The 19,147-nt window shown below is 46.6% G+C and carries 15 protein-coding genes; 12 read left to right on the plus strand and 3 right to left on the minus strand.

What is annotated here, in order from left to right; genetic code table 11:
- Positions 1 to 26 precede the first annotated feature (26 nt).
- From H615_RS21815 to dhaM, 8 genes are all read left to right on the plus strand, one after another.
- On the plus strand, positions 27 to 2,093 hold the full coding sequence (locus tag H615_RS21815) for a S8 family serine peptidase (RefSeq protein WP_051254655.1): 2,067 nt from the start codon (positions 27 to 29) through the stop codon (positions 2,091 to 2,093).
- A gap of 117 nt (positions 2,094 to 2,210) precedes the next feature.
- Positions 2,211 to 2,615, plus strand: a complete 405-nt coding sequence (locus H615_RS0109605; protein WP_027954944.1) for a GNAT family N-acetyltransferase — start codon at positions 2,211 to 2,213, stop codon at positions 2,613 to 2,615.
- A gap of 228 nt (positions 2,616 to 2,843) precedes the next feature.
- Complete coding sequence (locus H615_RS22805) at positions 2,844 to 7,133, plus strand: cell wall-binding repeat-containing protein (protein ID WP_156896474.1); 4,290 nt, start codon at positions 2,844 to 2,846, stop codon at positions 7,131 to 7,133.
- A gap of 588 nt (positions 7,134 to 7,721) precedes the next feature.
- Complete coding sequence (locus H615_RS0109615; protein WP_277988094.1) at positions 7,722 to 8,621, plus strand: MIP/aquaporin family protein; 900 nt, start codon at positions 7,722 to 7,724, stop codon at positions 8,619 to 8,621.
- Between the two features lie 21 nt (positions 8,622 to 8,642).
- On the plus strand, positions 8,643 to 10,136 hold the full coding sequence (gene glpK / locus H615_RS0109620) for a glycerol kinase GlpK (RefSeq protein ID WP_027954947.1): 1,494 nt from the start codon (positions 8,643 to 8,645) through the stop codon (positions 10,134 to 10,136).
- Positions 10,137 to 10,198: 62 nt separating this feature from the next.
- A complete protein-coding gene (dhaK, locus tag H615_RS0109625; protein ID WP_027954948.1) occupies positions 10,199 to 11,194 on the plus strand; it encodes a dihydroxyacetone kinase subunit DhaK in 996 nt (331 codons plus the stop codon).
- Between the two features lie 13 nt (positions 11,195 to 11,207).
- Positions 11,208 to 11,816: a dihydroxyacetone kinase subunit DhaL gene (gene dhaL, locus H615_RS0109630; protein ID WP_035531801.1), complete on the plus strand. Its 609-nt coding sequence runs from the start codon at positions 11,208 to 11,210 to the stop codon at positions 11,814 to 11,816.
- Positions 11,816 to 12,196 (plus strand): dihydroxyacetone kinase phosphoryl donor subunit DhaM, encoded by a 381-nt coding sequence (gene dhaM, locus H615_RS0109635; protein ID WP_027954950.1) that lies wholly within the window; start codon positions 11,816 to 11,818, stop codon positions 12,194 to 12,196. Before dhaL ends, dhaM begins: the two co-directional genes overlap by 1 nt.
- Positions 12,197 to 12,359: 163 nt before the next feature.
- Here dhaM and H615_RS22070 read toward each other — a convergent pair whose 3' ends face one another.
- From H615_RS22070 to H615_RS21185, 3 genes are all read right to left on the minus strand, one after another.
- Complete coding sequence (locus tag H615_RS22070; protein ID WP_084163087.1) at positions 12,360 to 12,815, minus strand: DUF948 domain-containing protein; 456 nt, start codon at positions 12,813 to 12,815, stop codon at positions 12,360 to 12,362.
- 322 nt (positions 12,816 to 13,137) lie between these two features.
- Positions 13,138 to 15,087, minus strand: a complete 1,950-nt coding sequence (locus H615_RS0109645) for an alkyl/aryl-sulfatase (RefSeq protein WP_051254656.1) — start codon at positions 15,085 to 15,087, stop codon at positions 13,138 to 13,140.
- Between the two features lie 144 nt (positions 15,088 to 15,231).
- A complete protein-coding gene (locus tag H615_RS21185; protein WP_051254657.1) occupies positions 15,232 to 16,053 on the minus strand; it encodes an alpha/beta fold hydrolase in 822 nt (273 codons plus the stop codon).
- Between the two features lie 270 nt (positions 16,054 to 16,323).
- Here H615_RS21185 and H615_RS0109655 point away from each other — a divergent pair, with 270 nt between their 5' ends.
- From H615_RS0109655 to H615_RS0109670, 4 genes are read left to right on the plus strand one after another with little or no spacing between them, the layout of a single operon-like run.
- Entirely contained in the window at positions 16,324 to 17,493 is a 1,170-nt protein-coding gene (locus H615_RS0109655; RefSeq protein ID WP_027954953.1) for an acyl-CoA dehydrogenase family protein, read from the plus strand.
- Between the two features lie 15 nt (positions 17,494 to 17,508).
- Entirely contained in the window at positions 17,509 to 18,273 is a 765-nt protein-coding gene (gene fabG, locus H615_RS0109660; protein ID WP_027954954.1) for a 3-oxoacyl-ACP reductase FabG, read from the plus strand.
- A gap of 18 nt (positions 18,274 to 18,291) precedes the next feature.
- Positions 18,292 to 18,726: a MaoC family dehydratase N-terminal domain-containing protein gene (locus H615_RS0109665; protein ID WP_027954955.1), complete on the plus strand. Its 435-nt coding sequence runs from the start codon at positions 18,292 to 18,294 to the stop codon at positions 18,724 to 18,726.
- The gene (locus tag H615_RS0109670; protein WP_027954956.1) at positions 18,723 to 19,142 is read left to right on the plus strand and encodes a MaoC/PaaZ C-terminal domain-containing protein; all 420 of its coding nucleotides are present in this window, start codon (positions 18,723 to 18,725) and stop codon (positions 19,140 to 19,142) included. Before H615_RS0109665 ends, H615_RS0109670 begins: the two co-directional genes overlap by 4 nt.
- Positions 19,143 to 19,147: the final 5 nt, after the last annotated feature.

A 19,147-nucleotide genomic window follows, 5' to 3' on the forward strand; every position in this document is an offset into this window, starting at 1 on the left:
TCTACTACATAAAAAGGAGTACATATATGAACGGGAACTTCGTACGATCGATAATTGCTGCTGCAGCCTTCTTTGTGATGTTCAGTTTAATGATTCCAGCGATCCATGCTGAGGAGGGAGAACAGGTTCACCTGATCGTAAAATACAAAGATAACGTCACCTCACAGTCAGGGGAAAAGTCTTTCCCGGTGGATGTAGTACCAGTTGATAAAGAAAAAGTTGCTCAGAAACAAAAGGAACTGTCGAAGGATCCTGAGGTGGAATACATCGAAACAGATGTAAAAGTGTATGCCCAGGGGGAAATCCCCCACGACCCTTATTACCTTAATCAGAAAGAGACTTTTGATGCTATGAATGTCGAAGAAGCCTGGTCGGCCTATGAAAAGGTTAGAGGAAAGGATCCCGTTGTTGCGGTCATTGATTCCGGAGTGAGTCTCAAGCATCCCGACCTGCAGGGGAGATTAGTCGAGGGGACAAATATTCTCGAACCATCAGAGAAACCGGAAGATACCTTTGGGCATGGAACTCATGTCGCCGGTTTGATTGGTGCGGTTACAAATAATAACCTCGGCGTTTCATCCTTATCCACGGGAGATGTGCAGATGATGCCCGTAAAAGTGATGGAGGCTAAGTCCGGGAATTTGTCCGACGTGATTGAAGGTATTGATTATGCGGTAGAACAGGGCGTAGATATCATCAACTTAAGCCTTGGAACGTATGTATACCGGACAGCACTGGCCGATGCTGTTGAATTTGCTGAACAGGAAGGCGTCCTCGTCGTGGCTGCCGCTGGGAATGATGATCGGGAAAAAGCCTTGTACCCGGCTGCTTTGGATCCGGTAATTTCTGTCGGAAGTTATGATCTGGGAGAAAAAGAAAAAGCTTCTTTTTCCAATTATGGCCCTGAAGTTGATGTCATCACTCCGGGAACAGGCCTTTTTAGTACCTACCTGGAAAATGGGTATATGAGCATGGGAGGAACAAGCATGTCCTCCGGTCATGTGAGTGGCCTTGCTGCATTAGTTGAAAACCACGCTCCTTTTTTAAAGGCGGGGCAGGTGCAGCGGTTGATTGTGAATGCAGCAGAACCTGTTTCCAGTACGTATGAACTGGGAGAGGGGATGATTGACGCAAAGAAAACGCTTGACCAGGTTCGGGATTACCAGCGGATATCCGGAGCCACATCCGTTGAAACGTCGACAGCCATTTCTGAAAAAGGATGGGACGCTCTACAGGAAGAGACGTTGACCATTGACGGAAAAAAAGAACAAGGGAAATTCGTGATTTTGGCTACAGGAAAGGATTTTCCTGATAGTCTGGCTGCATCACCGCTTGCTTCTTATCTAGACAGCCCTGTTCTGTTAGAACGCCGGAGTGAACTCTCCCAGTCGATTAAAGATGAATTGAAGCGGCTGGACGCGACCGACGTCATCATTATCGGAGGAGAAGTGGCGGTTCCTTCTGGAGTGGCGGACGATGTTAAAAGATCCGGCTATGATGTCCACAGGATTAAGGGAGCGGACAGGTATGAGACCGCTGTAGCTGTGAACGAATCCATTCCTTACGATACAAATAAAGGATTCGTTGTTTCAGGTCAGGAATTCCCTGATGCTTTATCGGCATCGGCGTACAGCGGAGTAAAGCAGTATCCGATTTTATATGTGAAGCAGGGTGAAATTCCAGAAGCTGTCCAAGCATATATGGAAGAAGAAGGCATTACCAAGAATTATATTGTCGGAGGAACCCAGCCAATTTCTGAAAAGGTCGCTACAGCGCTTCCCGATGCCAATCCACTAAGGGTTTCAGGGAAAAACCGATATGAGACGAATAAGGCGATGCATCAGACCTTTGGCTCTCCTTCTGCCGGTACGCTCTATTTTACAACTGGACAGAACTTCCCAGACGCGATGGCAGCTGCTCCTCTGGCCGTGAAAACGGGAAGCCCGGTTATTTTGACGAACGAAAGGTATGCACCTGTAACAGCTGAAAGCATCCGGCGGTTCGATGAACGTTCCAGTTATTACTTGATTGGAGGAACCCAGCCTGTACCTCCAGAGCATGCGTGGGAAATAGATGATATTTTTTACCGGTAATTAATAATAGGAAGAAAGTCGGTTTTCTCTATGGAGATATATGCTTCTTCTGCAGAGTCTTTCATAGGACAAAGGTGCGAGAGGGGATTCAGAAATCTTAAGGAAAGGAGGTTTTGTATGGCAATTTCCTATGCTTCAACGACAGAGGACATCACCCGGGATGATCTACAGATGTTATTTCACTCTGTGGAATGGGATTCAGGCAGCTATCCTGATGAACTGCTACAAGCTATTCAAGGATCACATTCCGTGATGACAGCTTGGGACGGCAGACGGTTGATTGGTTTAGTGAATGCGTTGTCTGATGGTGTATTGACCGTTTATTTTCATTACATGCTGATCGACCCGGAGTACCAGGGCAGAGGTATTGGGAAAGTCATGATGGACCACATGCTGGATCGATACAAAACATACCGGACGAAGGTGCTGATCGCCTATCCGGACGTGGTGGAGTTTTATGGAAAACTTGGTTTTCAAAAAGAAGAGGGAACCACGCCTCTATTCATTTCGCACCTTATTTAACACTTCTCGTTCATGTGCATGATTTTTCATAGGAAGAATGGCTGAACCCGGTGAAATCACCGGGTTTTTTATTTGTCTCAAATATTCTAAATTGAGCGAATATTCATTGACGATATTCAGAGGATAACGTACAATCTAATTTGTAATATTTTGAAATATTTATGAAAAAAAAGGAGGCATAGAAATTCTCATTGTTGGACCAATATCATAGGGAGGTCATTTACTTTGGTGGCTGAGAAAAATAAAAAGAATGTGAAGAAGAAGGCATTATCGGTGTTAGCCAGTGCGGCTATTGTGGCGTCTTCGTTTGCAGGGATTGGTACATATGGAACAACAGGAGTTCAGGCAGAAACAAAAGCGGCGAAGTCTTTTAATACGTTAATGAATTATGATGAAGTCGTTTCCCTCGCTAACAGCTCAGAATCAAAACAAGAACTGGTCATTATCGGTGACGGGAAAACGGATGCGACAAAACAGTTGGAGAAGCTGGGTGTCAAGGTCATCCAAAACCATAAAAACTACGGCTATCTGGCTGAAGTTCCGACCAATAAAATTCTGGATATCGTAAAGCTTGATTCGGTTCGTACTGTTGGGGAGAACCAGGAGCTTGAACTTGCACCGGTCAATCCTGATGAATTGAATACGGACGGCCAGGACCAGGTGGATAAAGATGCAGTTGTTGACCCGGATCAGGTGGAGACCCATCCATCTACAGGCGTTGATGGTTTCCACGATAAATTCAGCGGTGAAGGTGTCCGTATTGGAATCATCGACTCTGGTCCAGACCCAGGACACGAATCTTTCACAAATCTTCCGGAAGTTGATGAAGATGCAGATGAAACTTCTGAGGAAGTATTTGAGGAAACGAGAAAATATGGGGATTCCCACATTACAGACGTCAGAGACTATACGATTTCCAATGAATTCATAGACCGTCCTTACGCCGCTGAGGAGCGTTATTCCAGCTACAAGGAATATACGGGTCAGAACGCCAATTATCTGGCGGAAGGGGATGTACCATTCTTTGATGAGTTTGAAGAAGGGGACACGATTTACGAAGGCATTTTCAAGACCGAGGGGATCGACTCTCCCGATGACAAGTTGTATTACGGAGAAACCTGGTTCGAAGCCAAGGCCGACCTTAATGGCGATGGTGAGTCTGGAGAAACCTTCGGCGACTGGTTCCCTGTCCTTCTAGCAGGGGATGAAGTCTATGTGGATACAGACTTTGATTCTGACTTCACAGATGAGACAGCCTACAAAGAAGGCGAAACGGGTACTTTTGATATCGACCCTACGGATGATGTAGCCGGTGCCAACTTCCGTGTGAACAATTTGGAAGAGCAAAAACTATTAAACAATGAAACTCAGGAATTCGATGCTGTGAAGAAGGTCAACTTGTTTACAGACTTCAACGGTCACGGTTCCCACGTTGCCGGAATTTCTGCAGCTAATGGACCTCTGAAATCCAACGCTACAGGAGCGATAGCCGGTGAAGGTGTAGCTCCGGAAGCTGAGCTTGTCGGTCTTCGTGTGTTCAAAGAAGAAGGCGGAGCTTATACGTGGAGTATTCAACGCGCGATGATTGACGCTGCCCTGCCTGAATCTAAAGGTGGATACGGTGTCGATGTTGCCAACTTAAGCCTTGGCTCTCTGCCGGACTTGAATGATGGCGGCGGAAGTTACGGCGAGTTGATGACACTGCTCAGCGATCAATACGATATCGTTTTTGTTACATCTGCAGGGAACAGCGGACCAGGAATTGATACGGTCGGTTCACCTGGGGACGTAGCCAGCGTCATTTCTGTTGGTGCACATATTGATGAGCAGATGTGGGCGAAGGAATACGGTGCCTACCCTTACGGTAAAGATGAAGACGGTAATCCGCTTAAAGGGGATGGCCTCTGGTACTTCTCCTCTGTAGGACCGAATGAAGCCGGAGACCAGAAGCCGGATATCGTAGCGCCTGGTTCTGCGTATGCAGCTCAGCCTGTCCACCAGTTCCCAGAAGGCCATGCATATGATGTCCTCCAAGGAACGAGTATGTCCGCGCCGCATGTAGCCGGGGCTGTAGCATTGCTTAAATCAGCTGCAGAAAAAGACCGTCTGCCATTTGATTATGAACTGGCCCGCGAAGCACTCGTGCAGACAGCGGATAAACTGGACGGTTACAACCGTGCTCAGGAAGGTCAGGGGCTGATCAATGTTCCAGCTGCCTACGAGTACATGAGAGATAATTTTGTCAATGAAGTGGAAAATGTCGATGTAACCGTCTTCCACGGTGAAAAAATTTCCGGCGGACCTGGATTGTATGTGCGTAACAAGGACATTCCAGAAACCGTGGAAGTGTTGATTGAAAACACTTCTGATCAAGCCAAGACTCTTGGTATTTCCGCCTCCCATGACTGGTTTACACCATCGGTTGATGAAGTCAAACTCGGTGCAGGCGAATATGAGTATATCGATGTCGAGTATGATGCATCCAAGCTTGAAACAGGTGTGAACGCAGGGAACTTAATCATTGATGATGCTTCTACACCTTATGTCGAAGCCAGAAGTGCCCAGACGATCATCACTGGCTATGAGTTCACGAAAGAAAACAAACACCGCTTCAGAACGACAGACGAAGTGCAGTCTTCCCAGACAAAAGGCTACACCTTCGACGTTGATTCCGGTGTTAGTGAACTGCGCTTCTCCTTGAACGCTCTGAAGGAAAGCGGAGAGTTCCAAGGCCGTGTCCGTATGCTTGTGTTTAATCCAGATGGCACACAGGTGAATGATTTTGTCGGATATGCCGGCTACGACGGCATTGATGTCGAAGATGTTGTTGTTCCATCTCCGAAGGCCGGCATATGGGAAGTTCATGTTTATGGAACGATTGCTCCTCAAGAAGGTAAAGAAATGAACAAGTACACCTTAGATGCTGTCGCCCAGGATATTGTCAGTGAGCCGGGCAGCATCGATCTTGGTAAAGTCGGATCATCTGAAACCTTCGAAAAAGAAGTATCCTTTACCAACTACATGAAAGAAGCGGCAAACGTGAAGTTTGAAACGATAGGCTTCAGCGGCCCTATTAACAAAACCATCGAAGGAACAGTCACTCAGGAAGTCGACGAAATTCCGAACGATGGAGATTTGATTGATGTTGAAATCAAGAACAATGTCTCCTTGAGCGTAGATGTGGCTCCAGCTGAGCCGGTTGATCTGGATCTGTTCCTATTCAACGAAGATGGAGATGAAGTCGCATCCAGTGCCTCCAGCTCCAATGATGAAGCTTTCACTGTAACAGGTCTTCCTGATGGAAACTATCAGATTGCTGTGGATTACTTCGGTACGGGTTCAGCTTCCGTCGATTACACGCTGAACATGACCGAAGAGAAGCTTCTATCCTATGATTCTGATGAAAAAGGCGAAGGTTCTGTTACTACAGATGCTAAAGCTACTAAACTTGGCGTCGGTGAAACTGTAGACGTTCCTCTTTCCATCACGACTCCAGAACAGCCGATCAAAGGCTACGCTGGTCTGTACATGGTGGATGCCGATACAGATGAAGTGCTGGACTTAGTACCAGTTACAACGGATGCAGACGTCGTCCATGTCCTTTCCGGTAAAACGCGTGAAGGTACAGCGCTTGAAATTTCCCAGGACCTTTACCCGGATGGTGGTGCGGATACCGTTGTAGTAACGACGGCTTATAACTTCCCGGATGCCTTGTCTGCTGGACCAATGGCTTCTGCAGCAGAAGCGCCGGTCATCCCAGTAAACAGAGATGGGAAGCTGAGCAAGGAAGCGTTGAAAGAAATTGAGCGCCTTGGTGCTGAAAACGTCTATCTTGTCGGTGGAGAAGGCGTCGTTTCTCCTGATGTCTTCGCTCAGTTGAATACGATCAGCATTGCCTCTGATCAAATTGAGCGTGTTTCCGGTGATACTCGTTACAGCACAAACCTTGAGATCGTAGAAAAACTGCAGAACGACTTTGATTTTGAAGGAAATGGTGTATTCCTTGCGACAGGTAAAAACTATGCGGATGCGTTGAGTGCCGCTTCCATCGCAGGTGCCGAGGGCATGCCGATTGTATTGACAAACGGCAAGGATCTATCCGACGAAGCTCTGGCTGTCCTTGAAAACGAAGACGTTTATGTGGTTGGTGGAACAGGCGTCATCTCTGATGAGGTCGCTGACCAGGCGAAAGAAGTTGCCGTTTCTGTGGAGCGCCTGTCCGGTGCGAACCGTTATGGCACGCTCGTCAGCATTTTGGAAGAGTTCGAGCCGAATGCAACGAACCTATTTGCTGCAAGCGGACGTAACTATCCAGATGCTCTTGCATCTGCACCGCTTGTAACAGGTAAAGATGGTATGCTTCTGCTCGTTCAGCCTGATGATCTTCCGAAAGAAGTGGATGCGTACTTAACGAAGTATGTGTATACCCATGATATCTCTTCTGTAACTGTTCTCGGCGGCGATGCTGCTGTTGGACCAGAAGCGAAGGAAGATCTACAGAACAAAGTTACCAAATAAGCTGCTTGGGAAGAGCCCTCCATATTGGAGGGTTCTTTAAATAGTAAAAACTACTTGTGGTCCCGTAGATCTGCTCATGCTGCGCGTGAATGGTCACGTCGTGCTTATCAGTGGATCTTCAGTTCTTGTTGTTCCCGCAGGCGTCACCACCGAACGCTCCACGTGCCCAGCCAAATAGAGAGCGGTCCTCTGTTTGAACATACGTAAAAAAAGGGATTTTTTAGATTCGGAACCGCATAGCTCGTTTTCCTCTTTAAAAAAAACGAACGGCCAGGATACCTTCGTATGGTTTTCCTGAGGTGCCTGGACGTTCTTACGCGGAAAGGAAAGGGGCGGAAGGTACCGAAATCACGTAGTTTCTATCTATGCGGAAGCACCCTCTGTACCGGCATTACATTCATTATATTTCCATGGTAAAAATTGTAGTACAATGTTCCTGATTCCTCCGACCAAAATCCTATCAATCTATGTTGTTTTTTGTGAATATATGTTGACAGCGTTTTCAGAAAGCGCTATAGTATTAGTAACAAGTTAAGCATGTGGCGGAGATATGGAGACCCACACTATTTTGCATACAGCCTCATTCGTATGCACCTTAGTGCGGGTCTTTTTTTGGACACATGCCCCTTGAAAATTGAGAAAGAAGAGGTGAACAACATGTCCGAATTCTTAGCTGAACTGATTGGAACGATGATTCTGATCATCTTTGGTGGCGGTGTTGTTGGAGGGGTCGTTCTTAAGAATACAAAAGCAGAAGGGTCAGGCTGGGTCGTCATAACCATTGCCTGGGGTCTGGCTGTTACGATGGGCGTTTACGCCGTCGGCAGCTTTACAGGGGCTCACATCAACCCGGCTGTAACGATCAGCTTCGCAGTGATTGGTGAGTTTCCTTGGACGAAGGTTCCCCTTTATGTATCTGCTCAAATGATCGGAGCTATGATCGGGGCGGCTGTCGTATTCCTGAACTACCTGCCACACTGGAGAGAAACGAAAGATCAGGGAGCCAAACTGGCGGTGTTTGCTACTGATCCAGCCGTACGCAGTCCTTTTTCCAACCTTGTAAGTGAAATTATTGGAACATTTGTCCTTATTATGGGTCTTTTATTTATCGGTGCCAACGAATTTACAGAAGGATTGAATCCACTGATTGTAGGTGCGTTGATCATCGCGATCGGTATGTCGCTTGGTGGAGCGACAGGGTATGCGATCAACCCTGCCCGTGACCTTGGCCCCCGTATTGCCCATGCACTGCTTCCGATTCCTGGAAAAGGCGGATCAGACTGGGGTTACTCCTGGATACCGGTTGTCGGACCGATTTTAGGCGGTATCTATGGTGCACTATTCTACCGGGCCATGTTTATGTCTGATTTCTCTGCGGGCTTCTGGCTGATGTCTGTCGTGATGGCGGTCATCCTGATTGGAGCAGCTAATGCAGAGATTAAAAAGGGGAAGACATTAGGTAATCAAGTAGAAGAAAAAATCAGCTGAAACGAAAAGGAGAGGGTTTGAATGTCAGAACAGTATATCTTATCCATTGATCAGGGAACAACAAGCTCAAGAGCCATTCTTTTTAACAAAGCGGGAAATATCGTCGAAACGGGACAGAAGGAATTTGAACAATTCTTTCCGAAGCCGGGCTGGGTAGAGCATGATGCGAATGAAATCTGGACATCTGTCCTCGCCTGTATCGCGGATGTTTTGAGAAAAGCGGATGTTGAGCCGTCACAGATTGCCGGAATCGGCATTACCAACCAGCGTGAAACGGCAGTGGTGTGGGACCGGAATACCGGGAAGCCGATCTATCATGCGGTTGTCTGGCAGTCCCGTCAGACCGAAGGCATCTGTAAAGAGCTTCGTGCAGCCGGTCATAATGAGCTGTTCCGCAGTAAAACGGGTCTTCTGCTTGACCCGTACTTCTCTGGAACGAAAGTGAAGTGGATTCTTGATCATGTCGACGGAGCAAAAGAAAAAGCGGAAAACGGCGATCTCATGTTCGGGACGATCGACACATGGCTTGTTTATAAGCTTTCCGGTGGAAAAACGCATATTACCGATTATTCCAACGCTTCCCGTACATTGATGTACAACATCTATGACCTGCAGTGGGACGACGAACTGCTGGACATCCTTGGAGTACCAAAATCCATGCTGCCGGAAGTGAAGCCTTCTTCCGAAGTGTATGCGCAGACGGTTGATTATCACTTCTTCGGTCACGAGGTTCCAATTGCCGGTATAGCTGGAGATCAGCAGGCAGCATTATTCGGACAAGCCTGCTTTGAAAAAGGCATGGCCAAAAATACTTACGGTACGGGCTGCTTCATGTTGATGAATACAGGTGAAGAAGGCGTTGCTTCTGAGCACGGTCTTTTGACAACGCTTGCCTGGGGCCTTGATGGTAAGGTGGAATACGCGCTTGAAGGAAGTATTTTCGTTGCCGGATCTGCGATTCAGTGGCTTCGTGACGGCCTGAAAATGATTGAAAGCGCTCCGGAATCCGAAGGGTATGCAACGTCTGTAGAATCTTCCGACGGTGTTTATCTTGTACCCGCCTTCGTTGGTCTTGGAACACCTTACTGGGATAGTGATGCCCGTGGTGCCATGTTCGGATTGACACGTGGAACGACAAAAGCCCACTTCATCCGTGCCACACTTGAGTCTCTCGCTTATCAGACGAAAGATGTTCTGGATGCGATGATTGCTGACTCCGGCATTGATTTGAAATCTCTGCGTGTCGATGGTGGAGCTGTGAAGAATGACTTCCTGATGCAGTTCCAAAGTGACATCCTTGGTGTACCGGTTGAGCGTCCAATCGTCCAGGAAACGACCGCTCTTGGTGCTGCCTTCCTGGCAGGTCTGGCTGTTGGCTACTGGAAAGACAAAGAAGAGATCAAGCAGCATTCTGAAAACGACCGTACCTTTACAGGTCAGATGGATGCAGATGAACAGGAGGAGCTTTACAGCGGATGGAAGAAAGCTGTAGAAGCGACTCGTAAATTCAAGTAATCAAATGAAGGGTACCTCTGATTATCAGAGGTGCCCATTCTTATAAAGCGAGGGGAAAATCGATGAAAAAATTAATCAACGATCCAAATCTTGTGATTACAGAAATGCTTGATGGATTTGTCGCTGCTCATTCTTCTTCTGTGAAAAGGGTGGAGAATACAACTGTTGTTGCGAGGAAAAATGCGCCCGTTTCCGGGAAAGTCGGTATTGTCAGTGGAGGCGGAAGCGGACATGAGCCGGCCCACGCCGGGTATGTCGGGGAAGGCATGCTGGATGCAGCTGTCTCCGGTGAAGTTTTTACATCGCCCACCCCTGACCAGGTCTTCGAAGCGATCAAAGCTGTAGACAGCGGAAAAGGCGTGCTGCTTGTTATTAAAAACTACACCGGTGATGTGATGAACTTTGAAATGGCTGCTGAACTCGCCGAAGCAGAAGGGATTCAAGTGGATCAAGTCGTTGTTAATGACGATGTTGCCGTAGAAGACAGTTCTTTTACTACAGGACGGCGTGGAGTGGCAGGAACGGTTTTCGTTCATAAATTGGCAGGCGCAATGGCTGAGACGGGAGCATCACTTGAAGAAGTGAAACAGACGGCAGAAAAAGTGGTTCAACACGTACGCACGATGGGTGTCGCACTAAGTCCATGTATCATGCCGTCTTCAGGGGAAGAAAGCTTCGAACTCGGCGATAAGGAAATCGAAATGGGAATCGGAATCCACGGCGAACCGGGCATAGAGAAAAAGCCTCTCGTATCCGCAGACGAGATCACAGACGAGATGGTCGAGCGCATTCTTCCTGAACTCGAATTGAACGGAAACGACGAAGTCGCCGTCATGGTGAACGGCATGGGAGCGACACCGGAAATGGAACTTTACATCGTGAACCGTAAAGTGCATGAACTGCTGGCCGAGAAGAGTGTCACCGTTTCTCATACGTTCGTAGGAGAATATATGACGTCTCTTGAAATGGCCGGATGTTCGATTACGGTTCTGAAAGTGGACGACCAATTGAAAGAACTGCTGGATGCCCCAAGTCAAGCACCGGCTTTCCGTATATAAAGGAGTGTTTCAGATGAATGTCAATCAAACGGCAGCATGGATCACACACTACAATCAGCATCTCCAGGATCAAAAAGACTACTTAACATCCCTGGACAGGAAGATTGGTGACGGTGATCACGGAATCAATATGGCAAGAGGATTCGCTGAAGCTGCCAAGGCAGTGGAGGCAGAAACGTTTGAGACATCAGCAGACGTGTTGAAAAAGGCCGCTATGACGGTGATGTCCAAGGTTGGCGGAGCTTCGGGCCCGTTATATGGGACAGCCTTATTGAAAATGTCCATGGCCGCTAAAGGAAAAAACGTCGAAGGGGATGTTTTTGCGGAAATGTTTGAAGCCGCGATTGACGGGATCAAACAGCGGGGAAAAGCAGAAACCGGAGAAAAAACGATGCTCGATGTGTGGGTTCCTGTTCTTGAGGAAGTGAAGAGCAGCGGATTTGATGCAGCGATTGTAGAAGAAACCGCTCAGAAGGCTATGGAAGCGACGAAAGATCTAACCGCTACAAAAGGGAGAGCCTCCTACTTGAAAGAGCGTTCCAAAGGACATTTGGATCCTGGTGCCGTTTCTTCCTATTACTTATTTGTGAGCCTTGCTGAGGCGCTGAAGGAGGAAGGCTGATGGCTGTAGGAATTCTACTAGTCTCGCATAGTGAGAAGGTGGCGGAGGGTGTAAAAGATCTTATTCATCAGGTTGTCGGTGATCTTCCAATCGAAGCCGCAGGAGGCACGGATGAGGGAGAGCTTGGCACAAGCTTTGAAAAGATCCAGACCGCTTTGGAGAAGGTCACAAAAAAAGCTGAAAGCACCATCGTTTTTTATGACCTCGGCAGTGCACGGATGAATGCTGAGATGGCCATTGAAGTCAGAGAGTCCGATCAAATCAAACTTGTCGCCCACCCGATACTGGAAGGGGCTTATCTTGCTGCTGTCGAAGCGAGTATAGATAAAAGTCTGGAAGAGATCCTGGATTCGCTTGAAAAAGAATTTGGAAAATCGTAATCAAAAAACCACGCCGATTTGGCGTGGTTTTATTCATATGGTTGAACTTGGTCTTCCTGTTTTCTTTGGAAAATCCAAACACCGGCGATGAGAAGCAGGTGGTACTGCTTCCATTTGACTTTTTATGGTATCTATAGACGTATAGGCAGCGATTTCGTTTTACTTATTTCAATTTAATTTGTACCGGTTTGCTTTTTTGTTTATCCTTTGAATCATTTGTTTTCCTGTCTTCCTTTTGCAGAGCCGTTCGTTTTATTGAACTTGTTACATCGTGTATCATATCGCCCATATCGTGAACGGAATCAATTAAGGGATCAACGGCTTCCATTTTTCCTTTTACATCAGCTGAAATTTTGTTGGCTTCGTGGATCAGTTCTTCAGCCTCATCTGTAATGCTGTTGACTGATTTTCGAGCGTCAGACAGCGTCTCTTTGGTTTCAGTCAGTGTGGCCATGAGTTTTCGTAATGTGAAGATTAAAAAGATGACGAGACAAATAAACCCGACCGCTGCAATGCTAACACTCCACTCAATTATTGAAATTACCTCCCTTCTTCTCTCTAAATCTATGGAAGGGGAGGCTCGGACATTCCTGTTATCTGGAAGATGCCTGTGCTCAATACTTTTTCAATAATAAAGTGGGGGAGGCGGGTATCGTGAGGAATTGTTTATAAAAAGGATTCACCAGGTTCAAGCAGTTCGAGGAATATGATAACCGGAGAAAAGATGAGTGGAACCTTCTCGGCAAATAAGAGTTCTCCCTGTTCGTCCTAGTAACTATATACACCCAGTTCATACAGTTATGATAGACTGAAAATCTAAAAAAATAGGCTGAAGTTAATGAACTAGTGGAGCAATTTCAAAAGACCATTTCCAATTTTGGTACAAAACTGTAATAAACCAAGTACTATTGTGAGCGACAGTACTTGGTTTTAAGTCGAAGTTAATTCTTTTTTTGTTTTAATGGAGTCATAATAGGGAAATCTGTGTCAATCTGATCAAGAGCCCATAAGAATTGATGCCATTTCTTGATATCTCCTATGACTTTAATGGAAGAAGGGGAAGGGCGGTTGTTGGTGGTGGCTAACTCATATAACGTTTCTTTGTTCATGATGACTTTCACTTGATCCTCTTGTAATTCATTTGATAAGTAACGAAAGATGCCTCGTTTGATTTCCGTTAAAGCTTTTCCCTCCCGATCCAGAATAATGAAGTTTAATTTAAAATCATAGTCTCCAGCGATCAACCCGTTTATACGTATGCTTAACATGTTCAACACTTGTTCCAGTGTCATAATATCGAGAACCTCTGTTGTGATGGTAGACTGTTGGATCGGAATAATTCCATAACGCAGTTCTTGGGCCCCCATCAAATATTCATTTCGCCACGGACCGGATTCTGCGATGTAGCCAAGCTGCTCCAAAGCGTCCGCACAAAGGTATTTGGCTTTCTTATTGGATGGGTTTGCGAAGATGACATGCTTGGTAACTTCCGCAACCCATTGGTAATCGCCTTCTCTAAAGCTTTCTTTAGCTTTCTTGATGACTTCATCCTCTCCGCCCATATAATCCACATATTTTTTGGAGGACTCTTCCGGGAGGAGCTTGTTTAAATCGACTGGATTGCCGTTATACCAGCCCATATATTTTTGGTACACCGCTTTAGAGTTGTGGTTGACAGTGCCGTAAAAAGAACTGTTGAACCACTCGTCTTTTATACTTTCAGGGAAGGTTACCATCCTTCCTACTTGATCGATGGTGTAGCCTTGATTGATCAACCTAAGTGTTTGATCATTAATATATTGGTACATGTCCCGCTGTTTTTCCATATAATCGATACAGTATTCTCTTCCGTGCCTCGGCCAATTATGCACTTCAAATACAGATGTCATGCTTTCTCCAAAAAGATCAATGGCCTGCTGGATATATTTAGCCCAGGCTACGGGGTCACGCACTTCAGCTCCACGTAATGTATAGATGTTATGAAGCGAAGCTGTACAGTTCTCTCCAATACAGAGACTCTTTTCTTCAGGGAAATAGGTGTTCATTTCAGCCGGAGCTTCTGTATCCGGGGTGATCTGGAATTTCACTCTTACGCCATCGATGACTTTCTCGACATAGGGTTCATCCTTGAGGGGGGAGATTTCTTGAGCGGAGTTGATTAGAGTCACCACACCAGTGGATACATATTTTCCGATGCCGCTGTCTACTTGACCTTTTTCCCCGCGGGGCAGCACCTCTCCATACATATAAAATCCTCGCCTCGACATGGCCATGCCTGCGGTCACGTTTTCTTCCAGCGCTGCACTTAAAAATCCATTTGGTGCAAAAATTTTCACATCATTTGTTGTTCCCCTATTGAGAACTCCATCCACACCGCCATAATGATCCACGTGTGAATGAGAAAAAATGATCGCACTAACCGGGAATCTGCCAAAATAGCTGTCAATTAATTCAAAGGCGGCTTCTGCTGTTTCTTTGCTTGTAAGACAATCTAACACAATCCAGCCTGTCTTTCCGCGAATAATACTTAAATTAGCAAGGTCAAAGCCTCTCACCTGATAAATGTTTTCTGTCACTTGGAAAAGTCCTGCATTCAAATTCAGTTTTCCCTGGTACCATAATTTCGGATTCACGGATGAAGGGAGTTTTTCTTTAAGCAGAAATTCATAGCGCTTTAAATCCCAAACAGGAAGAAGTGAATCCTCTGGTTTGATCACGGGAAAGGGGACGTTTTTCAACACACTTCGTGTGGCCCACTCCTGTTCAATTTTCAGTCTACCCCAAGGCAGGTTCTTTCTTATTGCTTCGTTGATTTCTTGGGTTTTCATCGTCGCATCTTTGCGAAAAGGGGTGAATGCTGCCTCCAGCTGCTCCTTGTCGTTTTGTTCCATGAAATGTCACCTCCAATGAATTATAGTATTCAGGTGAATTTCCTAACATGTATGGATCCTTGTACAAAATATGAGCAGAGGTCCCCTTAGGACTTGAGGCGCAAATATTAGGTCTGTCTCATGAAGTGAAGGCTAGAACCTTCCCTATAAGCGAATTTTTGTGCCATTTACTTCAAAAGGACCTGTGGTTTCAGCCCCTTTAGACTTCATAAAAGACAACGAATATTGGTTGAACGTGTGGGGAGCATCCAGGTTTACGACGTGTCCGGATCCCTTCACTTCAATAAAGTCAGCGTTAGGAAGCCCTTCGATATCCTCCCATACATGATCGATGAACATATGATCTCCTTCCCCCATCATGTAAAGCTTCGGAACATGGGCCGCTGGTTCAACCGCAGTTGTAAACGTACCTCTGACGGTCGGAGCGATGTCATACCAGCCGAGGAATTCGTTTCTTTTCATTTGGGCCGCCTCTTTAATAAACGAATTTCTGGATTCCTGATGATTTTTACGTGGCATAAGGATGTGAGCGAATATTGTATAGAGCCACATGTGCGGCACGAACTTTTTCACCATGCTGCCGATCAGCAGCAGCAGTTTAGGCAGTGGTGTGATTTTCGTAATCACTCCGCCAAGGACAGCCGTTTCGACACGATTGGGAGCAATGGCAAGGATTTGATGAGCAACGACGGCCCCCAGTGATATTCCCACCATATGGGCTTTGCGAATACCGATCTCATCGAGGACATCGACAACATCTCGTGCTGCCCGATTAAATGAAAAATCTTCAACGTCAAGAACGCTTGGAGATTTTTTGTGCCCTCTTAAATGCACGGCGACCACATTGAAATGGTTTCGATAACTTTTGATTTGAGGGAAGAAGATATTTGCACTTCCCCCGATACCGTGAATGAGAAATACATACTCTTTATTTGGATCATTACCGAAAATCTTATATTCTAACAACTATCTTTCTCCTGTCTATAAAAAAATCCTTCAGAATATTTATAACATACTGAGTACCATTATTGTTCAAATCCCTGAATTCTTCAGCACATTCTTCGCTCGCTTTCTTTCTAAGCTGCACTTCCCAGGGAAGAAGGAAAAACAGGTATGGATAATTTTTGCAGTAATTTTCTGAAAGGTGTTGTATTTTGAGAAAATTTAAAATAATATAAAAAGTAACATACCCACCGGTAGGTATGTGAACTCTCAGTGAGGAAAGAGGTTGATCACATGCATTTACGCTTGACCGATGAACAGGAAATGGTGAGAAAAACCATTCGTAAATTTGTGGAAAAGGAACTAATACCTCTGGAAAATGATGTGCTTCGGAATGAACGGGAAGGAAAGCCGAGCCTTCCGGAAGGAAAGATGGAAGAGCTACAACAGAAAGCGAAGGAAGCAGGCTTCTGGGGAATCAATACACCGGCTGACTATGGCGGCGCAGATTTAGGGCAGATGATGCTGGCCATCGTTCAAATGGAAGTCGCAAGAACGTTTGTGCCTTTCCAGTTTGGCGGTTCTGCCGACAATATCCTTTATTACGGAAATGAGAAGCAGAAGGAAACGTACTTAATCCCGACGATTCAGGGAGAGAAGAAATCCTGTTTTGCGATGACAGAACCAGGGGCGGGATCGGATACGAGGAACCTTCGGACAACAGCGGTGAAGGATGGCAGTGACTGGGTGATCAATGGAGAGAAAACATTCATCACCGGTGGAAATGAAGCAGACTTTGTAATGGTCATTGCGGTAACCAACAAAGAGCTTCATCAAGAATCGAATGGACGAAAAGGGGTTACGTGTTTCATTGCGGATCGTTCGATGGGCTGGGAATCAGAGTACATCCATACGATGGGGGAATGGGGTCCGGCAGCTCTCATTTTTGATAATGTCCGGGTTCCTGAAGAAAACATCCTCGGAGAGATTGATCATGGGTATGATCTCGGTCTTGAGTGGATCGGGTTTGCCCGCTGGATCGTCGGAGCACGGGCGGTTGGTGCAGCCGAGCGTCTGCTGAACATGGCGATCGATTATGCGAACGAACGCGAAACCTTCGGAAAACCGATTGGGGAGCGGCAGGCGATTCAATGGCAGATTGCGGATTCAGCTGTGGAGGTGGAAGCAGCGAAATGGCTCGTCCTAAACGCGGCATTTACGTTGGACCAAGGTGAGGATAACCGGCATTACGCATCCATGGCCAAACTGTATGGAGCGAACATGGGCAACAATGTGATCGACCGTGTTCTGCAGATTCACGGCGGTATGGGCTATACGCGGGAACTGCCGATTGAACGGTGGTACAGGGAAGCAAGACTGTGGCGGATTTATGACGGGACAGACGAGATTCAACGGTTGATCATATCCAGAAATCTATTAAAAGGCCATGTGAAGATTGGTTGATGGAGGAGGTATAGGATGAGGGAGAGATTTAAAGACAGGACAGCTTTTATTACCGGTGGGAGCCGTGGTATCGGAAAAGGTATAGCCCGCCATTTCGCAGAAAACGGAGCGAAGGTGGCCGTCATTGACGTCAATGAGGAAGCGCTTCAGGAACTGGAGGCAGAATTCCGTGACGAAGGCTTTGAAGTCTTCTGCCAAAAAGCGGATGTGACACAGTACAAAGAAGTCGAAAATGCTGTAAAGGAGACCCACGAGCGGTTTGGATCGGTCGATATTCTGATTAACAACGCCGGTGTCATCCGTGATAATATGCTCTACAAAATGACGGATGAGGACTGGGATACCGTGATGGATGTCCATTTAAAAGGATCCTTTCATGCAGCCAGAGCCGTTCAGTCGTATATGGTGGAACAGAAGTACGGCCGAATCGTGAACATTTCCTCGACTTCTGCGCTCGGAAACCGTGGTCAGGCGAACTATGCGACTGCTAAAGCCGGTCTGCAGGGCTTCACAAAGACACTGGCGATTGAGCTTGGCAAGTACGGCGTGACTGCCAATGCGGTGGCTCCGGGATTTATTGAAACCGATATGACAAAAACAACGGCCGCCCGGATCGGGATTACTTTTGATGAGCTTGTCCAGGCCAGTGTGGCTCAGATTCCTTCCGGCCGAAGCGGTAAGCCGGAGGATATAGCGCATACCGCAGCTTTTTTTGCGGATGAAGCGTCATCTTTTGTCAACGGCCAGGTCATTTATGTCGCAGGTGGACCAAGAACGTAACGAAAAGGAGAGGTGTCCGTGTTTAAAGAAGCGGTAGGAAAAAAATCGACGCCGGTAAAGAACGTCGTTGAACGTAGCGCTGTGAAGAAGTTCGCAGAAGCCATCGGGGACCCGCATCCGTTGTTTATCGATGAAGAAGCGGTACAGCGGAATATTGCTCCGCCTACCTTTCCGCGGGTGTTTGAATATGGTGGGATCGAGGGACTCCACCTCCCTGAAAAAGGCTTGATTCACGGGGAGCAGCACTACCACTACAACCGGCCGCTTTATGTGGGTGAAGATGTTTATTGTTACGCCCAGGTGGACGATTATTATGAGCGGAGCGGCCGGAGCGGTGATATGGGATTTCTTAAAGTGAAGCGTTACGGCGAAGATATTGACGGCCGGCTCATTTTTTCAGAAGAACAGGTTGTGATCATTACGGAAGCAGTCAGAAAGGGGATGAACGTATGAACCCAATGTACGGCGTCCAGCCCGGAGATAAGCTGAAAACCATGACGCTTCCGGCGGTAACGAGACTTGATTTAATCAAATATGCCGGTGCATCCGGCGATTATAATCCGATTCATACGATTGATGAAGAAGCGGAGAAAGCCGGGCTTCCCGGCGTGATTGCACATGGGATGTGGACGATGGGAAGTCTTGCCAAGCTGTTCACTCCTTTTTATGAAGATGGATTTATCCAGGATTATTCCATCCGTTTTCAGGGGATGGTGTTTGTCGGCGACGTCCTGACACTGCATGCGGATGTAGTCAGCCACGAGGAATCGATGATTACATTTGATGTCTATGCGAGAAACCAGCAGGAAAAAGATGTGATTCGTGGAAATGTGGTATTTAGGAAGCATTTAGAAACTTCAGCTACATAAAGGGG

Source organism: Halobacillus kuroshimensis DSM 18393 (genome assembly GCF_000425705.1).
In the GTDB taxonomy this organism is placed as follows: Bacteria; Bacillota; Bacilli; order Bacillales; family Halobacillaceae; genus Halobacillus; species Halobacillus kuroshimensis.

Coding starts and splice junctions, on each gene's coding strand:
- H615_RS21815 (WP_051254655.1), top strand. CDS start 27: ATGAACGGGAACTTCGTACGATCGATAATTGCTGCTGCAGCCTTCTTT.
- H615_RS0109605 (WP_027954944.1), top strand. CDS start 2,211: ATGGCAATTTCCTATGCTTCAACGACAGAGGACATCACCCGGGATGAT.
- H615_RS0109615 (WP_277988094.1), top strand. CDS start 7,722: ATGCACCTTAGTGCGGGTCTTTTTTTGGACACATGCCCCTTGAAAATT.
- glpK (WP_027954947.1), top strand. CDS start 8,643: ATGTCAGAACAGTATATCTTATCCATTGATCAGGGAACAACAAGCTCA.
- dhaK (WP_027954948.1), top strand. CDS start 10,199: ATGAAAAAATTAATCAACGATCCAAATCTTGTGATTACAGAAATGCTT.
- dhaL (WP_035531801.1), top strand. CDS start 11,208: ATGAATGTCAATCAAACGGCAGCATGGATCACACACTACAATCAGCAT.
- dhaM (WP_027954950.1), top strand. CDS start 11,816: ATGGCTGTAGGAATTCTACTAGTCTCGCATAGTGAGAAGGTGGCGGAG.
- H615_RS0109645 (WP_051254656.1), bottom strand. CDS start 15,087: ATGGAACAAAACGACAAGGAGCAGCTGGAGGCAGCATTCACCCCTTTT.
- H615_RS0109655 (WP_027954953.1), top strand. CDS start 16,324: ATGCATTTACGCTTGACCGATGAACAGGAAATGGTGAGAAAAACCATT.
- fabG (WP_027954954.1), top strand. CDS start 17,509: ATGAGGGAGAGATTTAAAGACAGGACAGCTTTTATTACCGGTGGGAGC.
- H615_RS0109670 (WP_027954956.1), top strand. CDS start 18,723: ATGAACCCAATGTACGGCGTCCAGCCCGGAGATAAGCTGAAAACCATG.